The 21,513-nt window shown below is 50.4% G+C and carries 18 protein-coding genes and 1 pseudogene; 2 read left to right on the top strand and 17 right to left on the bottom strand.

Features of this window, described 5'->3' with window-relative positions; all coding sequences use genetic code 11:
* Window positions 1-69 precede the first annotated feature (69 nt).
* The 17 genes from LKD71_RS09985 to tdh form a co-directional block, all read right to left on the bottom strand.
* Window positions 70-2,160, bottom strand: coding sequence for a polyribonucleotide nucleotidyltransferase (locus tag LKD71_RS09985; RefSeq protein ID WP_227615289.1), 2,091 nt, complete (start codon window positions 2,158-2,160; stop codon window positions 70-72).
* 159 nt (window positions 2,161-2,319) lie between these two features.
* Window positions 2,320-2,586: a 30S ribosomal protein S15 gene (gene rpsO, locus LKD71_RS09980; RefSeq protein ID WP_178045507.1), complete on the bottom strand. Its 267-nt coding sequence runs from the start codon at window positions 2,584-2,586 to the stop codon at window positions 2,320-2,322.
* A 154-nt stretch (window positions 2,587-2,740) separates the two neighbouring features.
* Window positions 2,741-3,190, bottom strand: a complete 450-nt coding sequence (locus tag LKD71_RS09975) for a DUF3592 domain-containing protein (RefSeq protein WP_178045506.1) — start codon at window positions 3,188-3,190, stop codon at window positions 2,741-2,743.
* On the bottom strand, window positions 3,187-4,080 hold the full coding sequence (locus tag LKD71_RS09970; protein ID WP_227615288.1) for a bifunctional riboflavin kinase/FAD synthetase: 894 nt from the start codon (window positions 4,078-4,080) through the stop codon (window positions 3,187-3,189). The genes LKD71_RS09975 and LKD71_RS09970 overlap by 4 nt, the downstream gene beginning before the upstream one ends.
* A complete protein-coding gene (gene truB, locus LKD71_RS09965) occupies window positions 4,037-5,002 on the bottom strand; it encodes a tRNA pseudouridine(55) synthase TruB (RefSeq protein ID WP_227615287.1) in 966 nt (321 codons plus the stop codon). The genes LKD71_RS09970 and truB overlap by 44 nt, the downstream gene beginning before the upstream one ends.
* A complete protein-coding gene (locus LKD71_RS09960; RefSeq protein WP_227615286.1) occupies window positions 4,999-5,961 on the bottom strand; it encodes a DHH family phosphoesterase in 963 nt (320 codons plus the stop codon). The genes truB and LKD71_RS09960 overlap by 4 nt, the downstream gene beginning before the upstream one ends.
* A complete protein-coding gene (rbfA, locus tag LKD71_RS09955) occupies window positions 5,954-6,322 on the bottom strand; it encodes a 30S ribosome-binding factor RbfA (protein WP_178045502.1) in 369 nt (122 codons plus the stop codon). The genes LKD71_RS09960 and rbfA overlap by 8 nt, the downstream gene beginning before the upstream one ends.
* A 1-nt stretch (window position 6,323) precedes the next feature.
* On the bottom strand, window positions 6,324-9,074 hold the full coding sequence (gene infB, locus LKD71_RS09950; protein WP_255632976.1) for a translation initiation factor IF-2: 2,751 nt from the start codon (window positions 9,072-9,074) through the stop codon (window positions 6,324-6,326).
* A 75-nt stretch (window positions 9,075-9,149) separates the two neighbouring features.
* The gene (locus tag LKD71_RS09945; RefSeq protein WP_227615285.1) at window positions 9,150-9,464 is read right to left on the bottom strand and encodes a L7Ae/L30e/S12e/Gadd45 family ribosomal protein; all 315 of its coding nucleotides are present in this window, start codon (window positions 9,462-9,464) and stop codon (window positions 9,150-9,152) included.
* Complete coding sequence (rnpM, locus tag LKD71_RS09940; RefSeq protein WP_227615284.1) at window positions 9,451-9,729, bottom strand: RNase P modulator RnpM; 279 nt, start codon at window positions 9,727-9,729, stop codon at window positions 9,451-9,453. Before rnpM ends, LKD71_RS09945 begins: the two co-directional genes overlap by 14 nt.
* A gap of 24 nt (window positions 9,730-9,753) precedes the next feature.
* On the bottom strand, window positions 9,754-10,938 hold the full coding sequence (gene nusA, locus LKD71_RS09935; protein WP_178046572.1) for a transcription termination factor NusA: 1,185 nt from the start codon (window positions 10,936-10,938) through the stop codon (window positions 9,754-9,756).
* 20 nt (window positions 10,939-10,958) lie between these two features.
* Complete coding sequence (locus LKD71_RS09930; RefSeq protein ID WP_178046573.1) at window positions 10,959-11,423, bottom strand: ribosome maturation factor RimP; 465 nt, start codon at window positions 11,421-11,423, stop codon at window positions 10,959-10,961.
* Window positions 11,424-11,576: 153 nt separating this feature from the next.
* Window positions 11,577-13,817, bottom strand: coding sequence for a DNA gyrase/topoisomerase IV subunit A (locus LKD71_RS09925; RefSeq protein WP_227615283.1), 2,241 nt, complete (start codon window positions 13,815-13,817; stop codon window positions 11,577-11,579).
* Window positions 13,818-13,829: 12 nt separating this feature from the next.
* Window positions 13,830-15,752, bottom strand: coding sequence for a DNA gyrase/topoisomerase IV subunit B (locus LKD71_RS09920; protein ID WP_227615282.1), 1,923 nt, complete (start codon window positions 15,750-15,752; stop codon window positions 13,830-13,832).
* 162 nt (window positions 15,753-15,914) lie between these two features.
* Window positions 15,915-16,679, bottom strand: coding sequence for an Ig-like domain-containing protein (locus LKD71_RS09915; protein WP_227615281.1), 765 nt, complete (start codon window positions 16,677-16,679; stop codon window positions 15,915-15,917).
* Window positions 16,680-16,766: 87 nt separating this feature from the next.
* Window positions 16,767-17,960 carry a glycine C-acetyltransferase gene (locus LKD71_RS09910; protein WP_227615280.1) on the bottom strand — a complete coding sequence of 398 codons (1,194 nt, stop codon included), beginning with the start codon at window positions 17,958-17,960 and terminating at the stop codon, window positions 16,767-16,769.
* Between the two features lie 26 nt (window positions 17,961-17,986).
* Window positions 17,987-19,048, bottom strand: a complete 1,062-nt coding sequence (gene tdh / locus LKD71_RS09905) for an L-threonine 3-dehydrogenase (protein ID WP_178046514.1) — start codon at window positions 19,046-19,048, stop codon at window positions 17,987-17,989.
* A gap of 737 nt (window positions 19,049-19,785) precedes the next feature.
* Between tdh and LKD71_RS09900 the strand changes: the two genes are divergently transcribed.
* The gene (locus LKD71_RS09900; protein ID WP_178046513.1) at window positions 19,786-19,995 is read left to right on the top strand and encodes a hypothetical protein; all 210 of its coding nucleotides are present in this window, start codon (window positions 19,786-19,788) and stop codon (window positions 19,993-19,995) included.
* A 174-nt stretch (window positions 19,996-20,169) separates the two neighbouring features.
* A pseudogene (locus LKD71_RS09895) lies at window positions 20,170-21,274 on the top strand (IS1380 family transposase).
* Window positions 21,275-21,513 lie beyond the last annotated feature (239 nt).

The following is a 21,513-nucleotide window of genomic DNA, read 5'->3' as shown; positions in this document are numbered from 1 at the left end:
GCTAAGACAAGCCTTGTAAAAAAGAACCGCCCCACAACTCCGGGGCGGCCCTCATTTTCTTTATGAAATTTAGTTCTCTTTTACATCCTTGATGCTGAAGCTCATTCTGCCCATCTTGTCTTTGCCGAGGCAAACGACTTTGACGATGTCGCCCAGGGTCAGAACATCTTCTACATGGTTGATGCGCTCTTTGGCGATCTTGGAGATGTGAACCATTCCCTCTTTGCCAGGAGCAAACTCGATGAAGGCACCGAACTCTTTGATGCTGACTACTTTACCGGTCAGGATCTGGCCAGCCTCGAAGTCGGTTACGATGATCTTGATGAGATCGATGGCTTTCTGGATCATAGCCATATCGGTTCCGCATACAGAAACTGCTCCGTCATCGGTGATATCGATCTTCACGCCGGTCTCGTCGATGATAGCGTTGATGGTTTTACCCTTCTGTCCTACCACATCGCCGATCTTGTCCGGATTGATGCGGATCTGAACGATCTTCGGTGCGTACTGGCCAACTTCTTTTCTAGGCTCGGCGATGGCTTTTGCCATAACCTCATCCATGATATAGAATCTGGCCTCACGGGTTCTGGCGATGGCCTCCTCAATGATCGGGCGGGTCAGACCGTGAATCTTGATATCCATCTGGATAGCGGTGATACCTTTATGGGTACCGGCTACCTTGAAGTCCATATCGCCGAAGAAATCCTCAAGACCCTGGATATCGGTGAGAACGATGTAATCGTCATCAGTGTCACCAGTTACCAGTCCACAGGAGATACCGGCTACCGGGGATTTGATCGGTACACCGGCTGCCATCAGGGACATGCTGGATGCACAGATACTTGCCTGGGAAGTGGAACCGTTGGACTCGAAAGTCTCGGATACGGTACGGATTGCGTAGGGGAACTCCTCCTCACTCGGCAGTACCGGAACCAGGGCACGCTCTGCCAGGGCTCCATGGCCGATCTCACGACGTCCCGGTCCACGGCTGGGTTTGGTCTCTCCGACAGAATAGCTCGGGAAATTATAGTGATGCATATATCTCTTGGTTACTTCTGTCTCGTCCAGTCCATCCAGGCGCTGTGCCTCGGAAAGAGGAGCCAGAGTGCAGACGTTGCAGATCTGAGTCTGTCCACGGGTGAACATAGCAGAACCATGAACTCTCGGGATGATATCCACCTCTGCTGCCAGCGGACGGATCTCGGTGATTGCACGGCCATCCGGACGTTTGTGATCTTTCAGGATCATCTTGCGGACGGTCTTCTTCTGATACTGATAAATAGCCTCGCCAAGAATTGCCAGCCAGTCCTCGTTGTCAGCGAACTCGGCTTCCAGTTTCTCGGTGATCTGACGGATGTTCTCTTCTCTGGTCTGTTTGTCGTCGGTGAATACGGCAACTTCCATCTCTTCGGGAGGAACGATCTTCTTGATGGCCTCGAAGAGCTCCTCGGGAACTGCACAGCTCTCGTAGGAGTGTTTTGCCTTACCGCACTCAGCTACGATGGTATCGATGAATTTGATGATCTCCTGGTTTACTTCGTGAGCCTTGAAAATAGCCTCGATCATTTTTGCTTCCGGAATCTCTTTTGCTCCTGCCTCGATCATGATAACTTTTTCACGGGTGGAAGCAACGGTCAGCTGCAGATCGGAAACATCCTTCTGAGCCAGGGTCGGGTTTACGATGAGTTCGCCGTCAATCATACCGATCTGGGTAGCGGCGCAGGGACCATCGAAAGGAATATCGGAAATGCAGGTAGCGATGGAGGAACCCAGCATAGCGACTACTTCCGGGTTGCACTCGGGATCTACGGACATAACCAGGTTATTGAGGGTTACGTCGTTGCGGTAGTCCTTCGGGAACAGCGGACGCATCGGACGGTCGATGACACGGGAAGTCAGGATTGCATGCTCGCTGGCTTTTCCCTCTCTCTTGTTGAAGCCGCCGGGGATCTTTCCTACGGCGTACATCTTCTCCTCGTACTCTACGCTCAGGGGGAAGAAATCGATACCCTCACGGGGTTTGTCGGATGCGGTGGCGGTGCTCAGAATGGTGGTGTCGCCATAGTGCATGAAAGCTGCACCGTTAGCCTGTTTTGCAACTCTGCCGATATCTACGCTCAGCGTTCTTCCGGCGAGTTCCATGGAAAACGTCTTATACATATGTTTTTCTCCTTTTCCGGCAGCTATCCATCCGAAACAACTGAAAAAAAGATTTTCCCTGAAAAATCCGCTTTTCAGTGGTCTCGGCGGCTCCTGCTGCCTCATTTGTTTACTTTACAAAAGCAGGGACGGAAAAAATCCGTCCCTTTTTGTTGTTGATTATTTTCTGATACCAAGTTTTGCGATCAGTGCACGATAGCCTTCCAGATCTGTTTTCTTCAGATATGCAAGGAGTCCACGTCTCTGACCAACCATTTTCAGAAGACCTCTTCTGGAATGATGATCCTTCGGGTTCTCCTGCAGATGAGCGGTAAGCTCCTGGATACGAGCGGTCAGAATAGCGATCTGAACTTCCGGTGAACCGGTATCTCCTGCTTTTCTTGCATACTCGTTGATGATAGCTGTTTTCTTCTCTTTGGAAATCATGATAAAATCCTCCTAAAATAATTTAATATAATCACCTGTCACTTAAGACGGGGTCGGAGTGTCCGCAACCTTAGTGACGGCTAAACTCATACTGCACAAGTATAACAGATGTTTCTCCTTCCGTCAACTCATTTTCTTGAGATTTTGCGAAGTCTCAGCCCAGAATCCGAAGCCCGAACAGAAGATAACAGACGCCGCCGGCAAGAATGAAAAGAAGCCCTGCAAAATAGAGGAGCAGTTCCACCTTTTCTTCCTTGCCCGGATGGTTCAGCGTGAAGCGTTCGGGCTTTTCCGCATCATAGCGGACAGGCACTTTTTCGCCCACCCGGAAGGCCGGCGGATTGCTGCCCTTACGGTAGCGCTCCCGGATCAGACGGCCGTTGGAGGCATAGAAGGTCATAACCGGATAATAATAGTCATGAACGCCCGCCTCTTTTCCTGCCCGGTCGGGTTTACCCGGAGCAAGCTCCACCACGGTAGCCACAGCCCTTCCTTTATAAGGGTCCTTGGCCCGGCGGATCTCCCGGAAAATCACTCCCGCGACGGTAAAAAGGATTCCTAAGACAAAAAGGACTTCGCTGGCATTTTCCAGCATTGTGCTCATTTCAGGAACTCCTTTCCGCAGGCGATATCTTTTTCCATCTGCTCCCGGAGAGCATCCAGAGATTCAAACTTCCGCTCGGGGCGGATAAAATGAAGCAGTTCCACCCGGATATCCGCTCCGTAAAGATCCTCGTCCACATCGTAGAGATAGGTCTCCACGCCCCGGAACTTTTCTCCCACCGTGGGCTTGTAGCCGATGTTCGTCATGCCGCCTAAGATCCTTCCATCCTCCAGATGGGTTCTGGAAACGTAGACGCCGTTCGGAGGCAGAAGTTTTCTCGTCGTCGGGATGAGATTCGTCGTGGGAAAAAGGAGCCGCCCGCCCATATGTCTTCCGTGAAGCACTTCGCCGGAGACAAAATACGGATAGCCGAGAAGGTCTTTTGCCAGCTCCATCTCGCCTTTTTCCAGGGCTTCCCGGATATAAGTGCTGCTGATCTCCCGGCCGTTGTAAGTTTCCTTCTTTATGATCTCTGCCTCATAGCCGTAGATCTTCTGAAGCTCCATCAGAAGGTGGGCGTCGCCTTTTCTCTCATAGCCAAAGTGGAAATCCGCTCCCACAATGACCTCCCGGGCATGGAGCTTTTCCGCCAGAATACCGCGGATGAACTCCTCCGGCTCCATATGGGCCACCTCGGGAAGAAAAGGACACTCCACCAGGTAATCGACTCCCTGCTTTTCCAACATGGCGCGGCGCTCCTCACGGGTGAGAAGCATGCCCTTTCGGTTGAAATCCAGCGTGAAAACCACGCTTTTCAGGCCCTGCCGGGCAAATCCCCGGGTGCGGCGGATCAGTTTCTGGTGTCCCCGGTGAAGGCCGTCAAATTTTCCCAGGGTGACGGCGGTCTCATCGTTGATATAAAGTCCTTCCAGCCCCTGTATGTATTCCATCTTGTTCCTCCTCCCGGTCATAAAACATTTTTTCCAGCCGGTACTGTTTTTCCGCTGCCTCGTACCGGTAGAGCGCGTAAAATCTGCCCGCCTCATCATAGACACGGACCCGCTCGTTATCTGCTGCCGCTCTTTCCGGGCGAATCTGATTCTCCTTCAGGCTGTTTCCGTTGACCAAAGCTTTCATGCCCTTCTCCGGAACCACCGCCTTCAGAGCATCGGGAAACATGCCGTCGATCGGAAGGATTTTCTCCATGAGACCGTCGAGACCTTTTTCCGCCTTGATGGCCTCCACTTCTCCAAGTTTGATGGCATCCTCAAGAGTAAAACGTTCCACGCGGGTACGGAGAAGGCTCTCCATACAACCGCCGCAGCCCAAGTTTTCTCCGATGTCCTGACAGAGGGTCCGGATATAGGTTCCCTTGGAGCAGGTCACTTCCATCGTCACCCTGGGAAGGTCGATCTTCTCAATCCGGATCTCCCGGATCGTGACTCTTCTCGGCTTTCTCTCCACCTCTTTGCCCGCCCGGGCCAGGTCGCAGAGCTTCTGGCCGTTGACCTTCAGGGCGGAATACATCGGCGGGATCTGATCGTAGTCCCCCACGAAGGAGAGAATGGCCTCCCGGACCTTTTCCTCCTCTGCCGTCACTGGCGCCTCGGAGAGAACTGTTCCTGAGACATCCTGCGTGTCCGTCGTTTTTCCCAGAAGGAGCACAGCCCGGTAAGTCTTCTCCTTGTCCGTCAGAAGATCGCAGAGCTTGGTGGCTTTTCCCAGGCAGACGGGAAGCACGCCCTCCGCGTCCGGGTCCAGCGTTCCTGTGTGGCCGATTTTTTTCTGTCTTAAAATACCGCGGAGCTTACCCACCACATCATGGGAGGTAAAGCCCCGCTCTTTATAAATATTGATTACTCCGTGAATCACAAGTCTGCTCCCTTTAACTGCTTTTCGATGTGGAGCGTCAGATTGTTGAGCACATCATAGACGCTTCCCTGCATGGTGCAGCCTGCCGCCCGGACATGGCCGCCGCCTCCGAAATAGGAAGCCACACGGCTTACATCCACCCTTCCGTTGGACCGAAGACTCACCTTGAACTCCTGAATGGCCGTCTCATAGAGGAAAATGGCCACTTCCACGCCGGTGGTGTTCCGCAGCTGGCTCACGATGCCGTCCAGATCCTCGCTGGTGACACCGTAGAAATCCAGATCTTTTTTCCGAAGGGCGCTGATGATGCATTTTCCATCCATCAGAAGCATGCTCTCCAGAAGGGCACGGCCCAGGATCTGGTTCTGAAGATAGGTCTTCTGGAAAAAGGTCTGATCCAGAAGCTCGTTGAAATCAAAGCCCTTCTCCATGAGCTTTCCGGCAATTTCCATCGTACGCCTGCCCGTGCAGGAATACTGGAACACGCCGGTATCATGGGCAATTCCCATATAAAGTGCTTTTGCTGCACTGACGGAAAGCTCCGCGTCATCCAGCAGAAGATAGATAAGCTCTGATGTGGAACTGGCCGCCGGTTCAATAAACTGCACATCGCCGAAGCCGTGATTGCTGATGTGATGGTCCACGCAGATCACTTTTCCCGCGGTCTTAAGATATTCTGCGGCATTTCCCAGCCGTCCGATATCTCCGCAGTCCAGAGAAAAGAACACATCGTAGGTTTTCTCCGGGTAGGAGGTACAGATGGTCTCTGTTCCCTCCAGCACCCGGAATTTCTCCGGCACGGATTCCAGATGGATATCCACAGCCTCAAGCTCCGGGTAATTTTCCCGAAGATAAAGGCCTAACCCCAAGCAGGAACCCACGCAGTCTCCGTCGGGCCGGATGTGACCGGCGATACCGATGCGCTTTGCCCCCTTTATTTCCTGGTCAAGATCAAACATTTTCCTCATCCTTTGCAGTGACCTCATCGATGATCTTTGACATATGCACACCGTACTCGATGGACTGATCCAGAATAAAGCGGATCTCCGGTGTGTTTCTTAAATTGACGGTGTGGGCCAGCTCCCGGCGAATATAGCCTTCCGCGCTCTTTAAGCCCGCAAGGGTAGCCTTCTGGGCTTCACTGTCGCCCAGAACGCTGATGTATGCCTTACAGGTCTTAAGATCCGGCGCTACTTCCACAGCCACCACGGAGGTCAGCGGGCTGATCCTCGGATCCTTGATCCCGCCGCGGATGATGTTGGCCAGCTCACGCTGGACCTCCCCGTTGATCCTTGTATTTTTGATACTGTTTTTTCTCATATTATCTCGGCACCTCTACCATGATATAAGCTTCTACCTGATCGAACTCCTGGAGGTCGTTGAATTTATCGAATACAAGACCACACTCGTAGCCGGCCTTTACTTCTTTTACATCGTCCTTGAATCTCTTCAGAGAAGCAAGAGCGCCCTCGTAGATCTGTTTACCTTCTCTCGTGATACGAACCTTGCAGTTTCTCTGGAATACGCCGTCCAGAACATAGGAACCTGCGATCGTACCGACTCCGGAAGCCTTGAAGGTCTGACGAACCTCGGCGTGACCGATAACTTTCTCCTCGTAGATCGGATCCAGCATACCCTTCATGGCTGCTTCCACATCAGCGATGGCGTCGTAAATGACGCGGTAGAGACGAAGGTCTACGCCCTCACGCTCTGCGGTAGCCTTGGCTGTGCTGTCCGGACGAACGTTGAAGCCGATGATGATGGCATTTGAAGTAGCTGCCAGAGTAACATCAGACTCGTTGATGGCGCCGACGCCGCCGTGGATGATTTTAACCACAACTTCGTCGTTGGAGAGTTTGAGAAGGCTCTGTTTCACTGCCTCCACAGAACCCTGTACATCAGCTTTGACGATGATATTGAGCTCTTTTAAGTTTCCTGCCTGAATCTGGCTGAAGAGATCGTCCAGAGACATCTTGGACCGGGTCTCCTCCAGGAGTCTTTCCTTATTCTCACTAATGAAGGTATCGGCAAAGCTTCTTGCCTCCTTCTCAGAATCGGTCTGTACAAAGATCTCGCCAGCGTTGGGAACGTCAGAAAGACCGAGAATCTCAACGGGAACGGAGGGGCCTGCCTCTTTGACACGGCGTCCCTTGTCGTCGATCATCGCACGGACTTTACCAAAGCAGGAACCTGCTGCGATGGGATCTCCCACATGGAGAGTACCTTTCTGTACCAGAACGGTGGCAACGGGGCCTTTTCCTTTATCCAGCTGGGCCTCGATGACAAGACCTCTGGCTTTCCGGTTCGGGTTTGCCTTCAGCTCGTTGACCTCTGCAGTCAGAAGGATCATCTCAAGCAGAGTGTCGATGCCTTCTCCGGTGTGTGCGGATACCGGCACGCAGATCGTGCTTCCGCCCCAGTCCTCGGGGATCAGCTCGTACTCGGAGAGTTCCTGTTTTACACGCTCGATGTTGGCGCTGGGTTTATCAATCTTGTTGATGGCAACGATGATCTCGATGCCTGCTGCCTTCGCATGGTTGATGGCCTCAATGGTCTGGGGCATCACGCCGTCGTCTGCTGCGACAACGAGGATAGCAATATCGGTGGAGTTTGCTCCACGCATACGCATGGCGGTGAAGGCCTCATGTCCCGGGGTATCCAGGAAGGTGATCTTCTGGCCGTTGATCGTTACCATGTAAGCACCGATGTGCTGAGTGATTCCGCCTGCCTCTTTTGCGATGACATGGGTGTGACGGATGGCATCCAGAAGGGAGGTTTTACCATGGTCAACGTGACCCATTACGCAGACAACAGGGGGTCTCGGAACCATCTTGCTCTCGTCCTCTTCGTCCTCTTTCAGAAGCTCGGCAATCACATCCACCTTCTCTTCCGGCTCTGCAATGCAGTTGAACTCCAGAGCAATCTCCTCTGCGGTCTCATAATCGATCTCGTGGTTTACAGTCACGATCTTGCCCTGCATGAAGAGTTTCTTCACGATGGCTGCTGCCTGGACCTTCATCTTGTCTGCCAGCTCACGGATGGTCATGGTCTCCGGAAGAACGATGTTTCTGATCTCGTCTTCCTTCTTCTCCGGAGCGGGTGCAGGTTTCGCGGTCTGGGGCTTGTTGTTCTTCTGGTTCTTTACGGTATTGTTTCCTCTGGATACATTCTTCTTCTCCAGCCGGTCAAATTTGTCCTCACCGCTGTTCTTTCTGTTGCGGTCGTTGTTGCGGTCGGTACGGGTTCTGGACTCTTTGGTCAGCGGTTTGCTCTCGATCGGAGCCTTCGGAATGGAAGCGCCGCCTCTCTGGCCGCCTCTTCTGTCTCCGTTCTGCGGACGTCTCTCTCCGTCCTGACCCTGGAAACCGCCTCTTCTCTCGCCATTCTGCGGACGTCCGCCGCCCTGGCCCTGGTAAGATCTTCTCTCACCGTTCTGGCCCTGGCCTCTTCTCTCGCCGCCCTGGCCCTGGAAACTGCCGCTTCTTCTCTCGCCATTCTGGCCCTGGCTTCTTCTTTCGCCGCCCTGACCCTGGCCTCTTCTCTCACCATTCTGGCCCTGGCTTCTTCTCTCGCCGCCCTGGCCCTGGAAACCGCCGTTTCTTCTCTCGCCGTTCTGGCCCTGATTTCTTCTCTCACCATTCTGACCCTGGCTTCTTCTCTCGCCGTTCTGAGGTCTCTGGCTGCCGGTGGTTCCGTTTCCGCCGTTCTGGGAACGTCTCTCGCCGCCCTGGGCTGCGGGGCGGTCGCCTGCCGGCTTTTTATCCTGGGACTGGCCAGCCGGGCGTGCCGGTTTCTGGCTCTTCTGTCCGGCCGGACGGCTGATTCCGCTCCGGCTGTTCTGGGGATGGAACACCTGTGAAATGTTCTTTTTCTTGGGTGCTTCTCCCTCGGTATTCTTCTGATTTTCCATCTTGGATTTCTCGTTTGCTTCCACTGTTTTCCTCACCATTTCTATCTGATTTTCTTCCAGAACGCTCATGTGACTCGTCACTCTGATGCCGTTCCGGGTTAATATCTTCATAATTTCCTGATTGGATCTGCCTAAGCTTCTGCCAAGCTCATACACTCTCATCTTTACGATAGGAACCGCCTCCCGCTTTCATAGTGGCGCAACAGGCGGACCGCATCCGTACCTGTCACGGAAATCTTATGCTCCCAACTCATCCAGGTGTTTCTGGATCGCTGCTGCAAGGCCTCTGTCATTCACCGCCAGGGAAGCGCGAAATTCTTTTCCCATGGCCGCGCCTAATTCATCCTTTGTTCCGTACAGATACATAGGTACCTTGTAAAAAGTACACATATTCGTAAATTTTTTCTTCGTGTTCTCCGAGCTCTCGACAGAAACGATCACCAGGCTTGCTTTTCCTTCCTTGACGGATTTCTCCGTGGAAAACTCTCCGCTGGCAGTCTTGCCCGCCTTTGTGGCCAGGCCTACCAGGGACAGGATCTTATTCTGCTTCAATCGGTTCTATCTCCTTTTCCAGCGCCTCGTAGACTTCTTTGGGAATCGCCATCTTAAGGGAACGCTCGATGCCCTTATTTTTCACCGCTTTCTGAAAGCATTCCCGGCTGGGACAGATATATGCCCCTCTGCCGTTTTTCTTTCCGGTGGCGTCGATGACAATCTCATCCTCGGTGGTCTTGAGGATGCGGATCATTTCTTTCTTGCTTTTCATCTCCCTGCAGCCGATACACTGGCGCATGGGAACCTTGCGGACCTGGCTCATTTTCTCACCTCCGGGACACAGAACTTACTCTGCATCTCCTTCTTCCTGCTCCGGTGCGTCCTCAGAAACTTCCTCGTAATCGCTGGTGTAGTTCTTGTCGGTGTAATCGTCGTCATAATCTGCGGACTCCTCATACTCACCGTTGTCACCAAACAGATCATCGAACTCGCCGGACTCTTTGGCCTGGGTCTCGCTCTTGATGTCGATCTTGAAACCGGTCAGACGAGCTGCCAGACGGGCGTTCTGTCCTTCTTTACCGATAGCCAGAGAAAGCTGATAATCCGGAACGATAACCTTCGCTGTCTTCTCGTCGTCATCTGCGATAACGGAGATGACTTTGGCCGGGCTCAGTGCATTCTCAATGAGAATTGCATTGTTCTCGTTCCAGTTGATGATATCGATCTTCTCGCCGCGAAGCTCATTGACAATCGCATTGACTCTGGCGCCGTTGATACCAACGCAGGCTCCTACGGGATCTACGTCCGGGTTGTTGGAATAAACAGCCATCTTGGTACGGCTGCCTGCCTCACGGGCGATGCATTTGATCTCTACGGTACCGTCGCGTACCTCTGTTACCTCAGACTCAAAGAGACGTTTTACCAGCTCCGGATGAGTACGGGATACCATGATCTTCGGTCCCTTGGAGGTGTCCTTTACCTCAAGGATGTAAACCTTGATTCTCTCGGTGGGGCGGAATACCTCGCCTTTTACCATCTCGTTCTCATTGAGGATCGCATCTACCTTACCTAAGTTTACGCTGACATTTTTTCCGAGATAACGCTGAACGATACCGGTGACAACGTCACGCTCTTTTGCATAATACTCATTGTAGAGCACCTTGCGCTCTTCCTCGCGGATTTTCTGAAGGATCACGTTCTTTGCGTTCTGGGTGGCGATACGGCCGAACTCTTTGGAATGGATCTCCACGTTTACGGTATCTCCAAGCTCGTAGCTGGAACGGATCATTTTTGCCTTGGAAAGGGCAATCTCTGTCACATCATCCGTTACCTCTTCCACAACGGTCTTCTCAGCCCATACATGGAACTCGCAGGTCTCGGGATTGATGCTTACTTTTACGTTGTCAGCTTTGCCGAAATTATTCTTGCAGGCCTGGATCAGAGACTGCTCGATAGCTTCCAGCAGCGTGTCTTTGCTGATGTTTTTCTCTTTTTCCAGCAGGGTCAGCGCCTCCAACAATTCGTTATTCATTTTGAAAATTCCTCCTTAACTCAGAAATCGAAAGCCTGCCGAATCAGCGCGATATCCGTCCTGGCAAATTTCATTTCTGTTTCTTCTAATTCAATGGTCACGGATTCTTTGTCATATGCTTTCAGGACGCCGGTAAATTCCTTCTGTCCGTCTATGGCACGGAAAGTACGCACTTCTACTTCCTCTCCGAGATTTCTCTGGAAATCCTTTTCCTTTTTCAGGGGACGACCAAGTCCCGGAGAGCTAACTTCCAGAATATAGGAATCTTCAATAAAATCCTCTTCATCCAGTTTGTCGCTCAAAGCACGGCTTATTACCTCGCAGTCATTGATGGCAATGCCGCCCGGTTTGTCGATGTAGGCGCGAAGATACCAGCTTCCGCCTTCCTTCACATACTCCACATCCACCAGCTCAAATCCATGCTCCTCCATCATGGGGTTCAGGATTTCCTCCGTCTTTTTCTCATAGGTCTCTCGTTTTGTCATCTGCGCCACCTTTCCTGCCCTGTCATATGGAAAACTCCTTTGACAGTAAAAAGAGAGTGGACGAAACGCCCACTCAACTTCAGTTACAATATTATCACCTGCATTATAACACCCCGAAAAGGAAAAAGCAAGTACAAAAGTGAAAAATCCTTGTTAAACCCTGGTTTTTACTCCTTTGGTATCGCGTTTTCCGATGCGGAGGCGGTTTAAATGCACTTCTTTTTCTTTATAAAGGGCGATCGCGTCGTCACCGGCCGCCAGATAATGGACTTTTTCGATGAAATCGTCATCCGCCATCTTGATTCCCCTAACACCCACGGCGTTTTTCTTTTTCATCGGGATCTCTCCTATGGGGAAACGTAAGAAAAATCCCTGGTGAGTCTGAAGGACGATCTGCTCGTACTCGCCCAGCGTTTCCACTGAGATCAGCTCATCGTCATCCATAAGCTTCGTGGCTGCGATGGCCCTTTTCGCCACATCGAGCTCGGAACCCTCCATCTGCTTGAGCATACCTTTTTTCGTTGTAAAAAGGAGAATCGACATTTTGAGTTTCTGGAGGCTCTCCACAGCCACCGCCTGCTCCTTCGTGCTGTCGTAGTTACAGAGGTTGTCGATTGGCTTTCCTTTGTCACGGAATTTTCCGTAGGGAAGATCCAGCACCTTGATGAGATGCTGCCTGCCGCTGTCGGTCAGGATCGAAATCTTGTCGGTGTTCATGACGGAAAGCACATATTTATTCTCCGCGTCCGCCGCTTCCTTGTTTCGCTCATAAACGGAAGTGTCCACGGTTCTCGCATAACCGAAACGGTCCATGAGGAAGACTACTTCCATCTCTTCCACCTTTTTCTCCTCGAAAACGGCCTCCGCCGCGTTCTCGATACCGGTTTTTCTCGGAACGGCGTACTCTTTTTTCACGGCATCCAGCTCTTTGATGATGACCCGGGCCATGGATTTATAGTTGTTCAGGATATCCTGGTACTTGTCGATATTGGCCAGCGTCGCCTCGTGCTCCTTCATCAGTGCTTCGATCTCCAGACCGATCAGCTTATAGAGACGCATCTCCAGGATGGCTGTGGCCTGATTTTCCGTGAAGCGCAGGGTTTTGGCAGCTTTCTCGGAGACCTTGCTCTTGAATTTGATACCCTCGGTGACGCCGTTTACCAGGCATTCTTTTACCTGTTTCTGGTTTTTACTGCCCCGGAGAATCTCGATGATGAGGTCGATGCAGTCGCAGGCCTTGATGAGACCTTCCTGGATCTCTTTTTTCGCCAGCTCTTTGTTGAGCAGCGTCCGGTACTTTCTTGTAGCCAGCTCAAACTGGAAATCCACATGGTAATCGATGATGGATTTGAGGCTCAGAGTCTCGGGCTTGCCGCCGGCCACCGCCAGCATGTTGACGCCGAAGGTGTCCTCGAGGCGGGTCTTCTTGTAAAGCATGTTAACGAGGTTGTCCACGTCGGCGTTTTTCCGGAGTTCAAGAACGATGCGGATGCCCTCCTTGGAGGACTGGTTGGAAATATCCACGATATCCGTCGTGACCTTGTTCTCCACCAGATTGGCCACGTCGTTCAAGAATTTGCCGATGTTGGCTCCCATCATCGTGTAGGGAATCTCAGTGATGACCAGCCGGTCCTTGCCGCCCTTACCTTTTTCCACTTCGACACGGCCTCTCAAGCGGATCTTGCCGACGCCGGTCTCATAGATTGAGAGGAGGTCGTCCTTATTTACCACAATGCCGCCGGTAGGGAAATCCGGACCTTTGATGTACTCCATGAGTTCCCGGTTCGTGATCTGGTTGTTCCGGATCACAGCCTTCACGGCATCGATGACCTCGCCGAGGTTGTGAGGCGGTATGCTCGTCACCATACCGACGGCGATTCCGTCAGAACCGTTGACCAGAATATTCGGCACACGGACCGGAAGAACGGAAGGCTCTTTCTCCGTCTCATCGAAGTTCGGCACAAAGTCCACGACATCCTTGTCCAGGTCGCCCAGGAACACCTCTTGGGTGATCTTCTGGAGGCGGGCCTCGGTGTATCGCATCGCTGCGGCTCCGTCTCCCTCGATGGAACCGAAGTTTCCGTGGCCGTCCACGAGGGGCAGGCCTTTCTTGAAGTCCTGAGCCATGACTACAAGGGCCTCGTAGATCGAGGAATCACCGTGGGGATGATATTTACCCATGGTATCGCCGACGATACGGGCGCATTTCCGGTAAGGCTTGTCATAGCGGATGCCAAGCTCGTACATATCGTAGAGGGTCCGGCGCTGTACGGGTTTTAATCCGTCCCGCACATCCGGCAGGGCTCTCGCAATGATAACGCTCATGGCGTAATCGATATAAGATTTCTGCATAATATCCGAATATTCAGTTCGGATGATCTGTTCTTTTTCCATGGTTCAGTCTCCTTATACGTCCAGTTCCGCATCCTGGGCATGCTCGTAAATGAACGCCTTGCGGGGCGGAACCTCAGTTCCCATCAGCATTTCCGTCACGTCGGAAGCCATTCTTCCGTCCTCAATCTCCACGCGCTTCAGGATTCGGGTGGCCGGGTCCAGCGTGGTCTCCCAGAGCTGATCCGGGTCCATCTCACCCAGACCTTTGTAACGCTGAAGGATAAAGGAGCCCTTATGGGTCTTCCGGTAACGCTCCAGAGCCTTGTCGTCGTAGAGATACTCTTCCGCTCCCTTGCTCGGGATCGCCTTATAGAGGGGCGGCATGGCGATATAGACATGGCCTTCGTAAATCAGATCCGGCATAAAACGATAAAAGAGGGTCAGCAGCAGCGTGCTGATATGGGCTCCGTCCACGTCCGCATCGGCCATGATGATGATTTTGTCATAGCGAAGCTTCGTGATATCAAAGTCATTTCCGTACCCCTCGGAAAAACCGCAGCCGAAAGCATTGATCATGGTCTTGATCTCCGCGTTGGCCAGAACCTTGTCGATACTGGCTTTTTCCACGTTCAGGATCTTTCCCCGGATCGGGAGGATCGCCTGGAAATTCCGGTTCCGGGCCGTCTTGGCAGAACCGCCGGCGGAATCTCCCTCCACGATGAAGATTTCGCAGATCGAGGGATCGCGACTCTCGCAGTTAGCCAGTTTTCCGTTGGAATCGAAGGAATATTTCTGCCGGGTCAGCATGTTGGTCTTGGCTTTCTCCTCGGTTTTACGGATCTTGGCCGCTTTCTCCGCGCAGGCGAGGACATTTTTCAGAGTCTCAAGATTTCGGTCAAAATAGAGAACCAGCTCCTCGTTGGCAACTTTTCCGGTGGCCTTGGCCGCGTCCTGGTTGTCCAGTTTCGTCTTGGTCTGGCCCTCGAAACGGGGATCCGGATGTTTAATGGAAACCACAGCCGTCATACCGTTTCGGATATCCGTACCGGTGAAATTGTCGTCTTTTTCCTTGAGGACACCCAGCTCTCTCGCGTAGGTGTTCATCAGCGTCGTAAATGTCGTCTTAAAACCGGTGAGGTGGGTTCCGCCTTCAGCATTGTAGATGTTGTTGCAGAAGCCCAGGACCGTCTCGTGAAACTCGTTGACGTATTGGAGGGCGCACTCCACGGTGATACCGTCGGCCTCCCCTTTGAAATAGATGATCTCCGTCACGGTCTCTTTGTTCTTATTCATATCACGGATGAAACCGGAAAGACCGTCGGGCTCGTGAAACTCCTCGATCTCGTTTTTTCCGTCCCGCTTGTCCGTGAAGACAATCGTAAGGTTCGGGTTCAGGTAAGCAGTCTCGTGGAGACGGCTTTTTACCTCGGTAGCGGAGAAACGGGTCTTCTCGAAAATCTCCGGATCCGGAAGAAAATGCACCCAGGTACCGGTCTTTCTCGTCTTGCCGATGACCGGAAGGAGGCCGTTTTCCAGCTCCACAACAGGAATGCCCCGCTCATATTTGTCATAGCTCACCTGGCCGTCGCGGCTGACCTTGATTTCCAGATAAGTAGACAGGGCGTTTACCACGGAAGAACCCACGCCGTGAAGGCCTCCGCTGGTCTTGTAAGCCGCATTGTCGAATTTTCCGCCGGCATGAAGGGTCGTAAATACCAGCCGGGCCGCGGACATGCCTTTCTCATGCATTCCCACCGGAATACCACGGCCATTATCGTTCACTGTGGCAGAGCCGTCCGCCTCCAGCGTTACCTCGATCCGGTCACAGTAACCGGCCAGATGTTCATCCACCGCGTTATCCACGATCTCATAGATCAGGTGATTCAGTCCCTTGGTGGAAACGCTGCCTATATACATACCCGGACGCTTCCGCACCGCCTCCAGGCCTTCCAGGACCGAGATGCTGCTGGCGTCGTAAGTGGTCGTCTTTGCCATAGTTATTTCCTTTCTCTATCAAAAAATAAGTATCAGAACATACTTTCGTATTTTCAAAAAATCGCAATTACTATCTAACTACATTTTTTGAAAAAAAGCAAGCGAAAATTCAGCCGGACCTCCGAAGAGATCCGGCTGTAAGCCTTTTTTATCCATTGTTTTTTATGCCGGGCTTACCGGAGTCAGGCGAACCAGGCGGCAGGGCTGAGGATCCAGTGAACTGCCAAGATCCCTCGCTGCAGCCTTGTACTTGATTCCGTCATAGTAAAAATAAAATACTGCACCGGAAGCGGATGTAATCCGGAACGGCCGGAAGTCTTTCCTTGCAAAATAAGCAGTTTCAATATTCCGGTCATTGTTATTATATGGGGAAATGGTCTTTCCTTTCAGCCAGGAAATCTTATTTCCTCCACTGCTGCTGATCTGGTTTTCATCCAGAAGATAAAGGGTCTGCCATCTCTGCCCCGGCGTCTGAAGAACCAGCTTATTGGTCAGGAGCATGCTTCTCTTTCCGTCAACCAGAAAAGTAATTCCCGCAATATACTCCGATGCTTCACCAGTGACACCAAGAGAAGCAACCACGGTCGGGACCTCCGCCACACGGACACGGCAGGTACGGACAGCCACCCGTCTTCTATTTCTCATAACCGTAACGCTGATGACTGCATTTCCACGTCTTCTTGCTCTCACCGTTCCGCCTGCCACAGTCGCCACAGATGTATTGCTGGAACGCCAGATCAGTGTGCTTCCTGCCGGCCGGCCCTTCACTCGAAGATACTGTTTCTGATTTACTGTCAGGATCATTTTCTTACGACTCAATGTCACCGCAGCTTTCGCATTCAGCGTATTCCACGGCAAAAATGACAGTAAAAACAGCAAACCCATAAAAACCAGCAGACGATTTGTGTGTTTCTTCCTTTCACTCATAAAAACTCTCCCTTCCATATAGAAATTATTTGATAATTTCATTATAAACGAAAGGGAGAGCAGATTTCAATATTTATCTATTCAATTTTATTTCAGCTCGTCGCGAACCTCTTTGAAGCATTTTACGATGTAATCGATATCTTCTTTGGTATGGGTTGCACAAACCTGGGTACGGATTCTTGCTTTTCCCTTCGGAACTACCGGATAGGAGAAAGCTACCACATAAACGCCTTTTTCCATCATACGTTTTGCGTACTCGCCGGCCAGACGCTCGTCATAGAGCATTACCGGAACGATGGGATGTACGCCGGGGATGATGTCAAAACCAGCCTCAGTGAGCTGCTGTCTGTAGTATGCAGTGGTCTCTTCCAGATGATCACGGAGAGTGGTATCTTTCTCGAGGATATCAAACACTGCCATGCTGGCGCCTGCGATGGCCGGAGCCAGGGTGTTGGAGAAGAGGTAAGGACGGCTCCTCTGACGAAGCAGATCTACGATCTCTTTGCGGGCGCTGGTGAATCCGCCGCTGGCTCCGCCGAGGGCTTTACCGAGGGTACCGGTGATGATATCGACTCTGCCCTGTACGCCGCAGTACTCGGCAGTTCCGCGTCCGGTCTTTCCTACAAAACCGGCTGCATGGCTGTCGTCAACCATAACCAGTGCATGGAACTCGTCTGCCAGATCGCAGATGCCTTTCAGATCAGCGATGATGCCGTCCATGGAGAAAACGCCGTCAGTAGCGATGAGTTTGATTCTTGCTCCTGCTGCATCAGCCTCCTCAAGTTTTGCTCTCAGGTCAGCCATATCGTTGTTGTGGTAACGATAACGTTTTGCCTTGCAGAGACGAACGCCGTCAATGATGCTGGCATGGTTCAGTTCATCACTGATGACAGCATCCTCAGCGGTGAGGATGGTCTCAAACAGACCGCCATTGGCATCAAAACAGGAAGAGTAAAGGATCGTGTCATCCATTCCGAGGAAGGATGAAATCCGTTTTTCCAGCTGTTTGTGAATATCCTGGGTTCCGCAGATGAAACGAACGGATGCCAGTCCGTAGCCCTTCTCATCGTAGGTCTTCTTTGCTGCCTCGATCAGGCGCTTGTCATTGCCAAGACCCAAGTAGTTGTTGGCGCACATGTTGATGACTTCTCTTCCGTCCTCAAGCTTTACTCTCGCACCCTGAGGGGAAGCGATAGGAGCCTCGCCTTTGAAAAGGCCAGCCTCTTTGATTCCTTCTACTTCTTTTGCATAAATATCTAAAATATCCTGTTTTACTGCCATTTTACTCTGCCTCCTTAATACTAAACTTAAGCCTCTTCCTCTGCCTCCAGTTTGGTCCAGTCAAGGATTACCTTTCCGGACATACCGCTGTTCATAGCCTCAAAACCTTTTTCATAATCCCGCACATCGAAACGGTGTGTGATGATATCGTCTACATTCAGGCCGCTCTGAAGCATGGTGGACATCTTGTACCAGGTCTCCCATACTTTACGTCCGTAGATACCGCGGATGGTCAGGCCGTTGAAAATAACCTTTTCCCAGTTGATACGGGCATCTGCTTTCTGCAGGCCCAGAAGAGCGATTTTGCCGCCGTTCTTCATATTGTCAACCATGTTGTTGAAGCCCGGCTGGCTTCCGGACATCTCCAGTCCTACATCGAAGCCCTCTTTCATACCGATCTCTTTCATGACATCCGGCAGGTTCTCTTTTGATACATTGACGGTTCTGGTAGCGCCCATTTTCTTTGCGAGATCCAGACGGTAGTCGTTCATATCTGTGATCACAACATGGCGGGCTCCCACATGACGGGAAATTGCTGCTGCCATGATACCGATGGGGCCTGCTCCTGTGATCAGGACATCCTCACCTACCATATCAAAGGAAAGTGCTGTATGAACCGCATTTCCCAGGGGATCAAAGATGGAGTAGAGCTCCTCACGGATGGAGGGATCGCAATGCCATGCATTTGCTGCCGGAATTACCAGATACTCAGCAAACGCACCGTTTCTGTTCACGCCTACACCCTGGGTATTTTTGCAGAGGTGCTTCATTCCTGCCAGACAGTTACGGCATTTTCCACAGACGATATGACCCTCGCCGGATACCAGATCGCCTACCTTGAAGCCTTCTACGTTCTCTCCAACCTCTACAATCTCTCCTACATACTCATGACCTGCAGTCAGACCAACGGGAATCGTGTGCTGTGCCCACTCATTCCAGTTATAAATATGTACGTCTGTTCCACAGATCGCCGTTTTGTGAATTTTAATCTTCACATCATTTTTCCCCACCATCGGTACCGGTACCTTTTTCATCCAGAGACCTACGTCTGCTTTTTCTTTTACCAGTGCCCACATCATTTCACCCATTACCTTTTCCTCCTTAGCTTCCGGAAGGGGTGCTTATCGTACGCGCAGGAAAGGTTTCCGTTTCTTCTTTAAGACAAAATCGCTCTTTTTCCTCCTGCAGTACTTCGTTTTCCACCGTTCTGAAAATCCCCCGAAATTCCCGGTGTCCCTATAACGAAGTCCCCTTACACGTCTTCTTTTCCTTACTGTTTAAGGTAATTTCATCATAACAGATAGAAGAAAAAAAAGCAAGCATTTTTCCGTGTCTTGCGTACATTTTTTCTTGTTTTGTTTTTCTCTCAGATACACGCACAAGTGTCGTTGATTTAAAGACAACGCTGTTTTTGCCATTTCTTTTGAAGGTCTGCGTGCTGCGTTTACGAAGCTTCCAGCGTATCAGATCCTGTCTTCGCTGACTGAGAACAACAGGCCTCAGGTCTACGCACTGCTTCGGTCGGTGCTCACCGAGTCCCACTGGGACTCAGCGCCGTTCCGCCCATTCCGAAACAAAAAATTCATCCTATTGCAAACAAGTTTGCATAGTCTGATTTTTTTGTTTCGCTGATGTTCTGAACCAATGTCACTTAGTTAGGCTTATCGATTCAAGTCAATTTGAACCTCTAACAAAAATATTTTAATATGTAGTTGACAAAGCAGCCAAAATGTGTGGCCGCTCTCGTTGCTGATAAATTCATGAGGTAACGAGAGCGGCCCTTAAATTAGAACTATATTTCATTCTAATTCAAGGAGGTTTAACTATGACATTTCCTGAAACAGTCAAAACTACACTTTGGGACATTATTGATGAGATGTCCCTCTCAATTTCTTCTTTTGCAAATAATCCTGACAAGGATTTTTTACGCAGACGCAAGCTTGATTTCAAAAATATGATTTTTCTGCCCCTACAAGTTCTGCATTTTATCAGCAACGTTCGAAACTGTCAGTTTCTGCTTTCCGTCATCTTTTAAGAGAATTTAACCTGAATTATTCACGACTTTACCGTGAAAGTGGCTGAAAGCCACATAGTTACTGTATTTTAACTGCATTTTGCTTTTCACCTATTAAGTGAATAAAAAAAGAGCATCCATTTGTGGTAAAATTAAGGTGTCGAATCTCAAATAATACCAACAAAGGAGCCCTTTATGAGTATTGTAAACACCTTTTCACTTCAAAGCAATAGGCAAATTAAAATAAATTTTGATGGAGGCGATCTTTCCTCCGATGCAGGACTCCTTTTGATAAAAGAATTCGCTGCAAAGATCGGCTTTACAAAGCTGATCGAAAAAAAGTTTAAAACCAACGATAAGTCTATCCGGTTCCACAAAGACTATGAAAATCTATTACAGATGATCTATCAGGTCATCTCTGCATATTTTCATGATGACTGTGCGGATGAACTGACTCTGGATCCTGTTTTCAATATCATTCTTGATAAAGAAAGTCTAGCATCGCAACCAACATTATCAAGATTTTTCAACCGTATGGATGAAGATACACTGATACAGTTTGATGACATTGATAAAAATCTCAGGGATACCATCTATTCCATAAAACGTCCGGAGCATGTGCTTCTGGATTTGGACAGCACTCTGTTTGACACTTATGGCAGGCAGGAAGGCGAAGGATTCAACTTTCATTACCAGGCACATGGATATCATCCATTCCTATGCTATGACGGACTGACTGGAGATCTGATAAAAGCGAAACTCCGCGATGGAACGCTCCATTGTAGCAATGGGGCAGATAAATTTATGGAATCTATTTTTCAGGAATACCTGGAAAGGGGCATTAAAACTTATCTTCGTGGGGACAGCGGATTCTCTTCCCCAAAACTTTATGAAACCTGTGAGAGTAATGGCTGCTCCTATGCTATCCGTTTAAAACAGAATCCCGCACTCATTGCCCTGGCTTCAGATAAAGAGGAAGATTTGTACCAAGCCACTCAAAAGGATCAGATCAGCTATGCAGTAACTTATGGCGAATTTATGTATCAGGCAGGTTCATGGAAATATCCAAGACGTGTGGTTTTCAAAATTGAGAAACCATACGGACAGCTGACACACATGTACACTTTTATTGTTACAAACATGGATATGGAACCTTATCAGATCATCCAGTTTTATTGTGGCAGGGGCAATCCATTCCGCAAGATCTATCACATTCAAACTGTGTAGCAGCTGTCCTTATAAAAAGGAGTTCTACAGGACATTGGAGAATATCCAGCAGCTGTTCGTACAGTTGGAATAGCAATTATTAACGTACCTTGACAGTTCCAAAGTAACTTAATCAAACTTCACAGGGGGTAGTCTGTACATTTTTGGGGATGATTCGATTGAATTCAAGGAAACTGTTTCAAGGCTTTACAGTATTGAGCATTTTTATATGCTCATGAATAATTCAGGTTAAGTACTAAGACTTCCCATACCTAAAATGGGATTCGTACCTTAAAAATTCAATATTTCAGCTAACAAAATAGTGATTTATGC

This window comes from Fusicatenibacter faecihominis, assembly GCF_020686945.1.
In the GTDB taxonomy this organism is placed as follows: Bacteria; Bacillota; Clostridia; order Lachnospirales; family Lachnospiraceae; genus Limivivens; species Limivivens faecihominis.
Note: the sequence above shows the minus strand (reverse complement) of the source record. Positions and strands in the feature narration are given on the sequence as shown.

Bases quoted from the DNA above. Each gene is read 5' to 3' on its own strand.
- rnpM (WP_227615284.1), bottom strand. From the start codon at position 9,729: ATGAGCCAGGTCCGCAAGGTTCCCATGCGCCAGTGTATCGGCTGCAGG.
- LKD71_RS09970 (WP_227615288.1), bottom strand. From the start codon at position 4,080: ATGGAATACATACAGGGGCTGGAAGGACTTTATATCAACGATGAGACC.
- LKD71_RS09900 (WP_178046513.1), top strand. From the start codon at position 19,786: ATGACATTTCCTGAAACAGTCAAAACTACACTTTGGGACATTATTGAT.
- LKD71_RS09920 (WP_227615282.1), bottom strand. From the start codon at position 15,752: ATGGCAAAGACGACCACTTACGACGCCAGCAGCATCTCGGTCCTGGAA.
- infB (WP_255632976.1), bottom strand. From the start codon at position 9,074: ATGAGAGTGTATGAGCTTGGCAGAAGCTTAGGCAGATCCAATCAGGAA.
- rpsO (WP_178045507.1), bottom strand. From the start codon at position 2,586: ATGATTTCCAAAGAGAAGAAAACAGCTATCATCAACGAGTATGCAAGA.
- rbfA (WP_178045502.1), bottom strand. From the start codon at position 6,322: ATGAGAAAAAACAGTATCAAAAATACAAGGATCAACGGGGAGGTCCAG.
- LKD71_RS09985 (WP_227615289.1), bottom strand. From the start codon at position 2,160: ATGTATAAGACGTTTTCCATGGAACTCGCCGGAAGAACGCTGAGCGTA.
- nusA (WP_178046572.1), bottom strand. From the start codon at position 10,938: ATGAATAACGAATTGTTGGAGGCGCTGACCCTGCTGGAAAAAGAGAAA.
- LKD71_RS09915 (WP_227615281.1), bottom strand. From the start codon at position 16,679: ATGAGTGAAAGGAAGAAACACACAAATCGTCTGCTGGTTTTTATGGGT.
- LKD71_RS09975 (WP_178045506.1), bottom strand. From the start codon at position 3,190: ATGAGCACAATGCTGGAAAATGCCAGCGAAGTCCTTTTTGTCTTAGGA.
- LKD71_RS09910 (WP_227615280.1), bottom strand. From the start codon at position 17,960: ATGGCAGTAAAACAGGATATTTTAGATATTTATGCAAAAGAAGTAGAA.
- LKD71_RS09925 (WP_227615283.1), bottom strand. From the start codon at position 13,817: ATGGAAAAAGAACAGATCATCCGAACTGAATATTCGGATATTATGCAG.
- LKD71_RS09960 (WP_227615286.1), bottom strand. From the start codon at position 5,961: ATGTTTGATCTTGACCAGGAAATAAAGGGGGCAAAGCGCATCGGTATC.
- LKD71_RS09930 (WP_178046573.1), bottom strand. From the start codon at position 11,423: ATGACAAAACGAGAGACCTATGAGAAAAAGACGGAGGAAATCCTGAAC.
- tdh (WP_178046514.1), bottom strand. From the start codon at position 19,048: ATGGGTGAAATGATGTGGGCACTGGTAAAAGAAAAAGCAGACGTAGGT.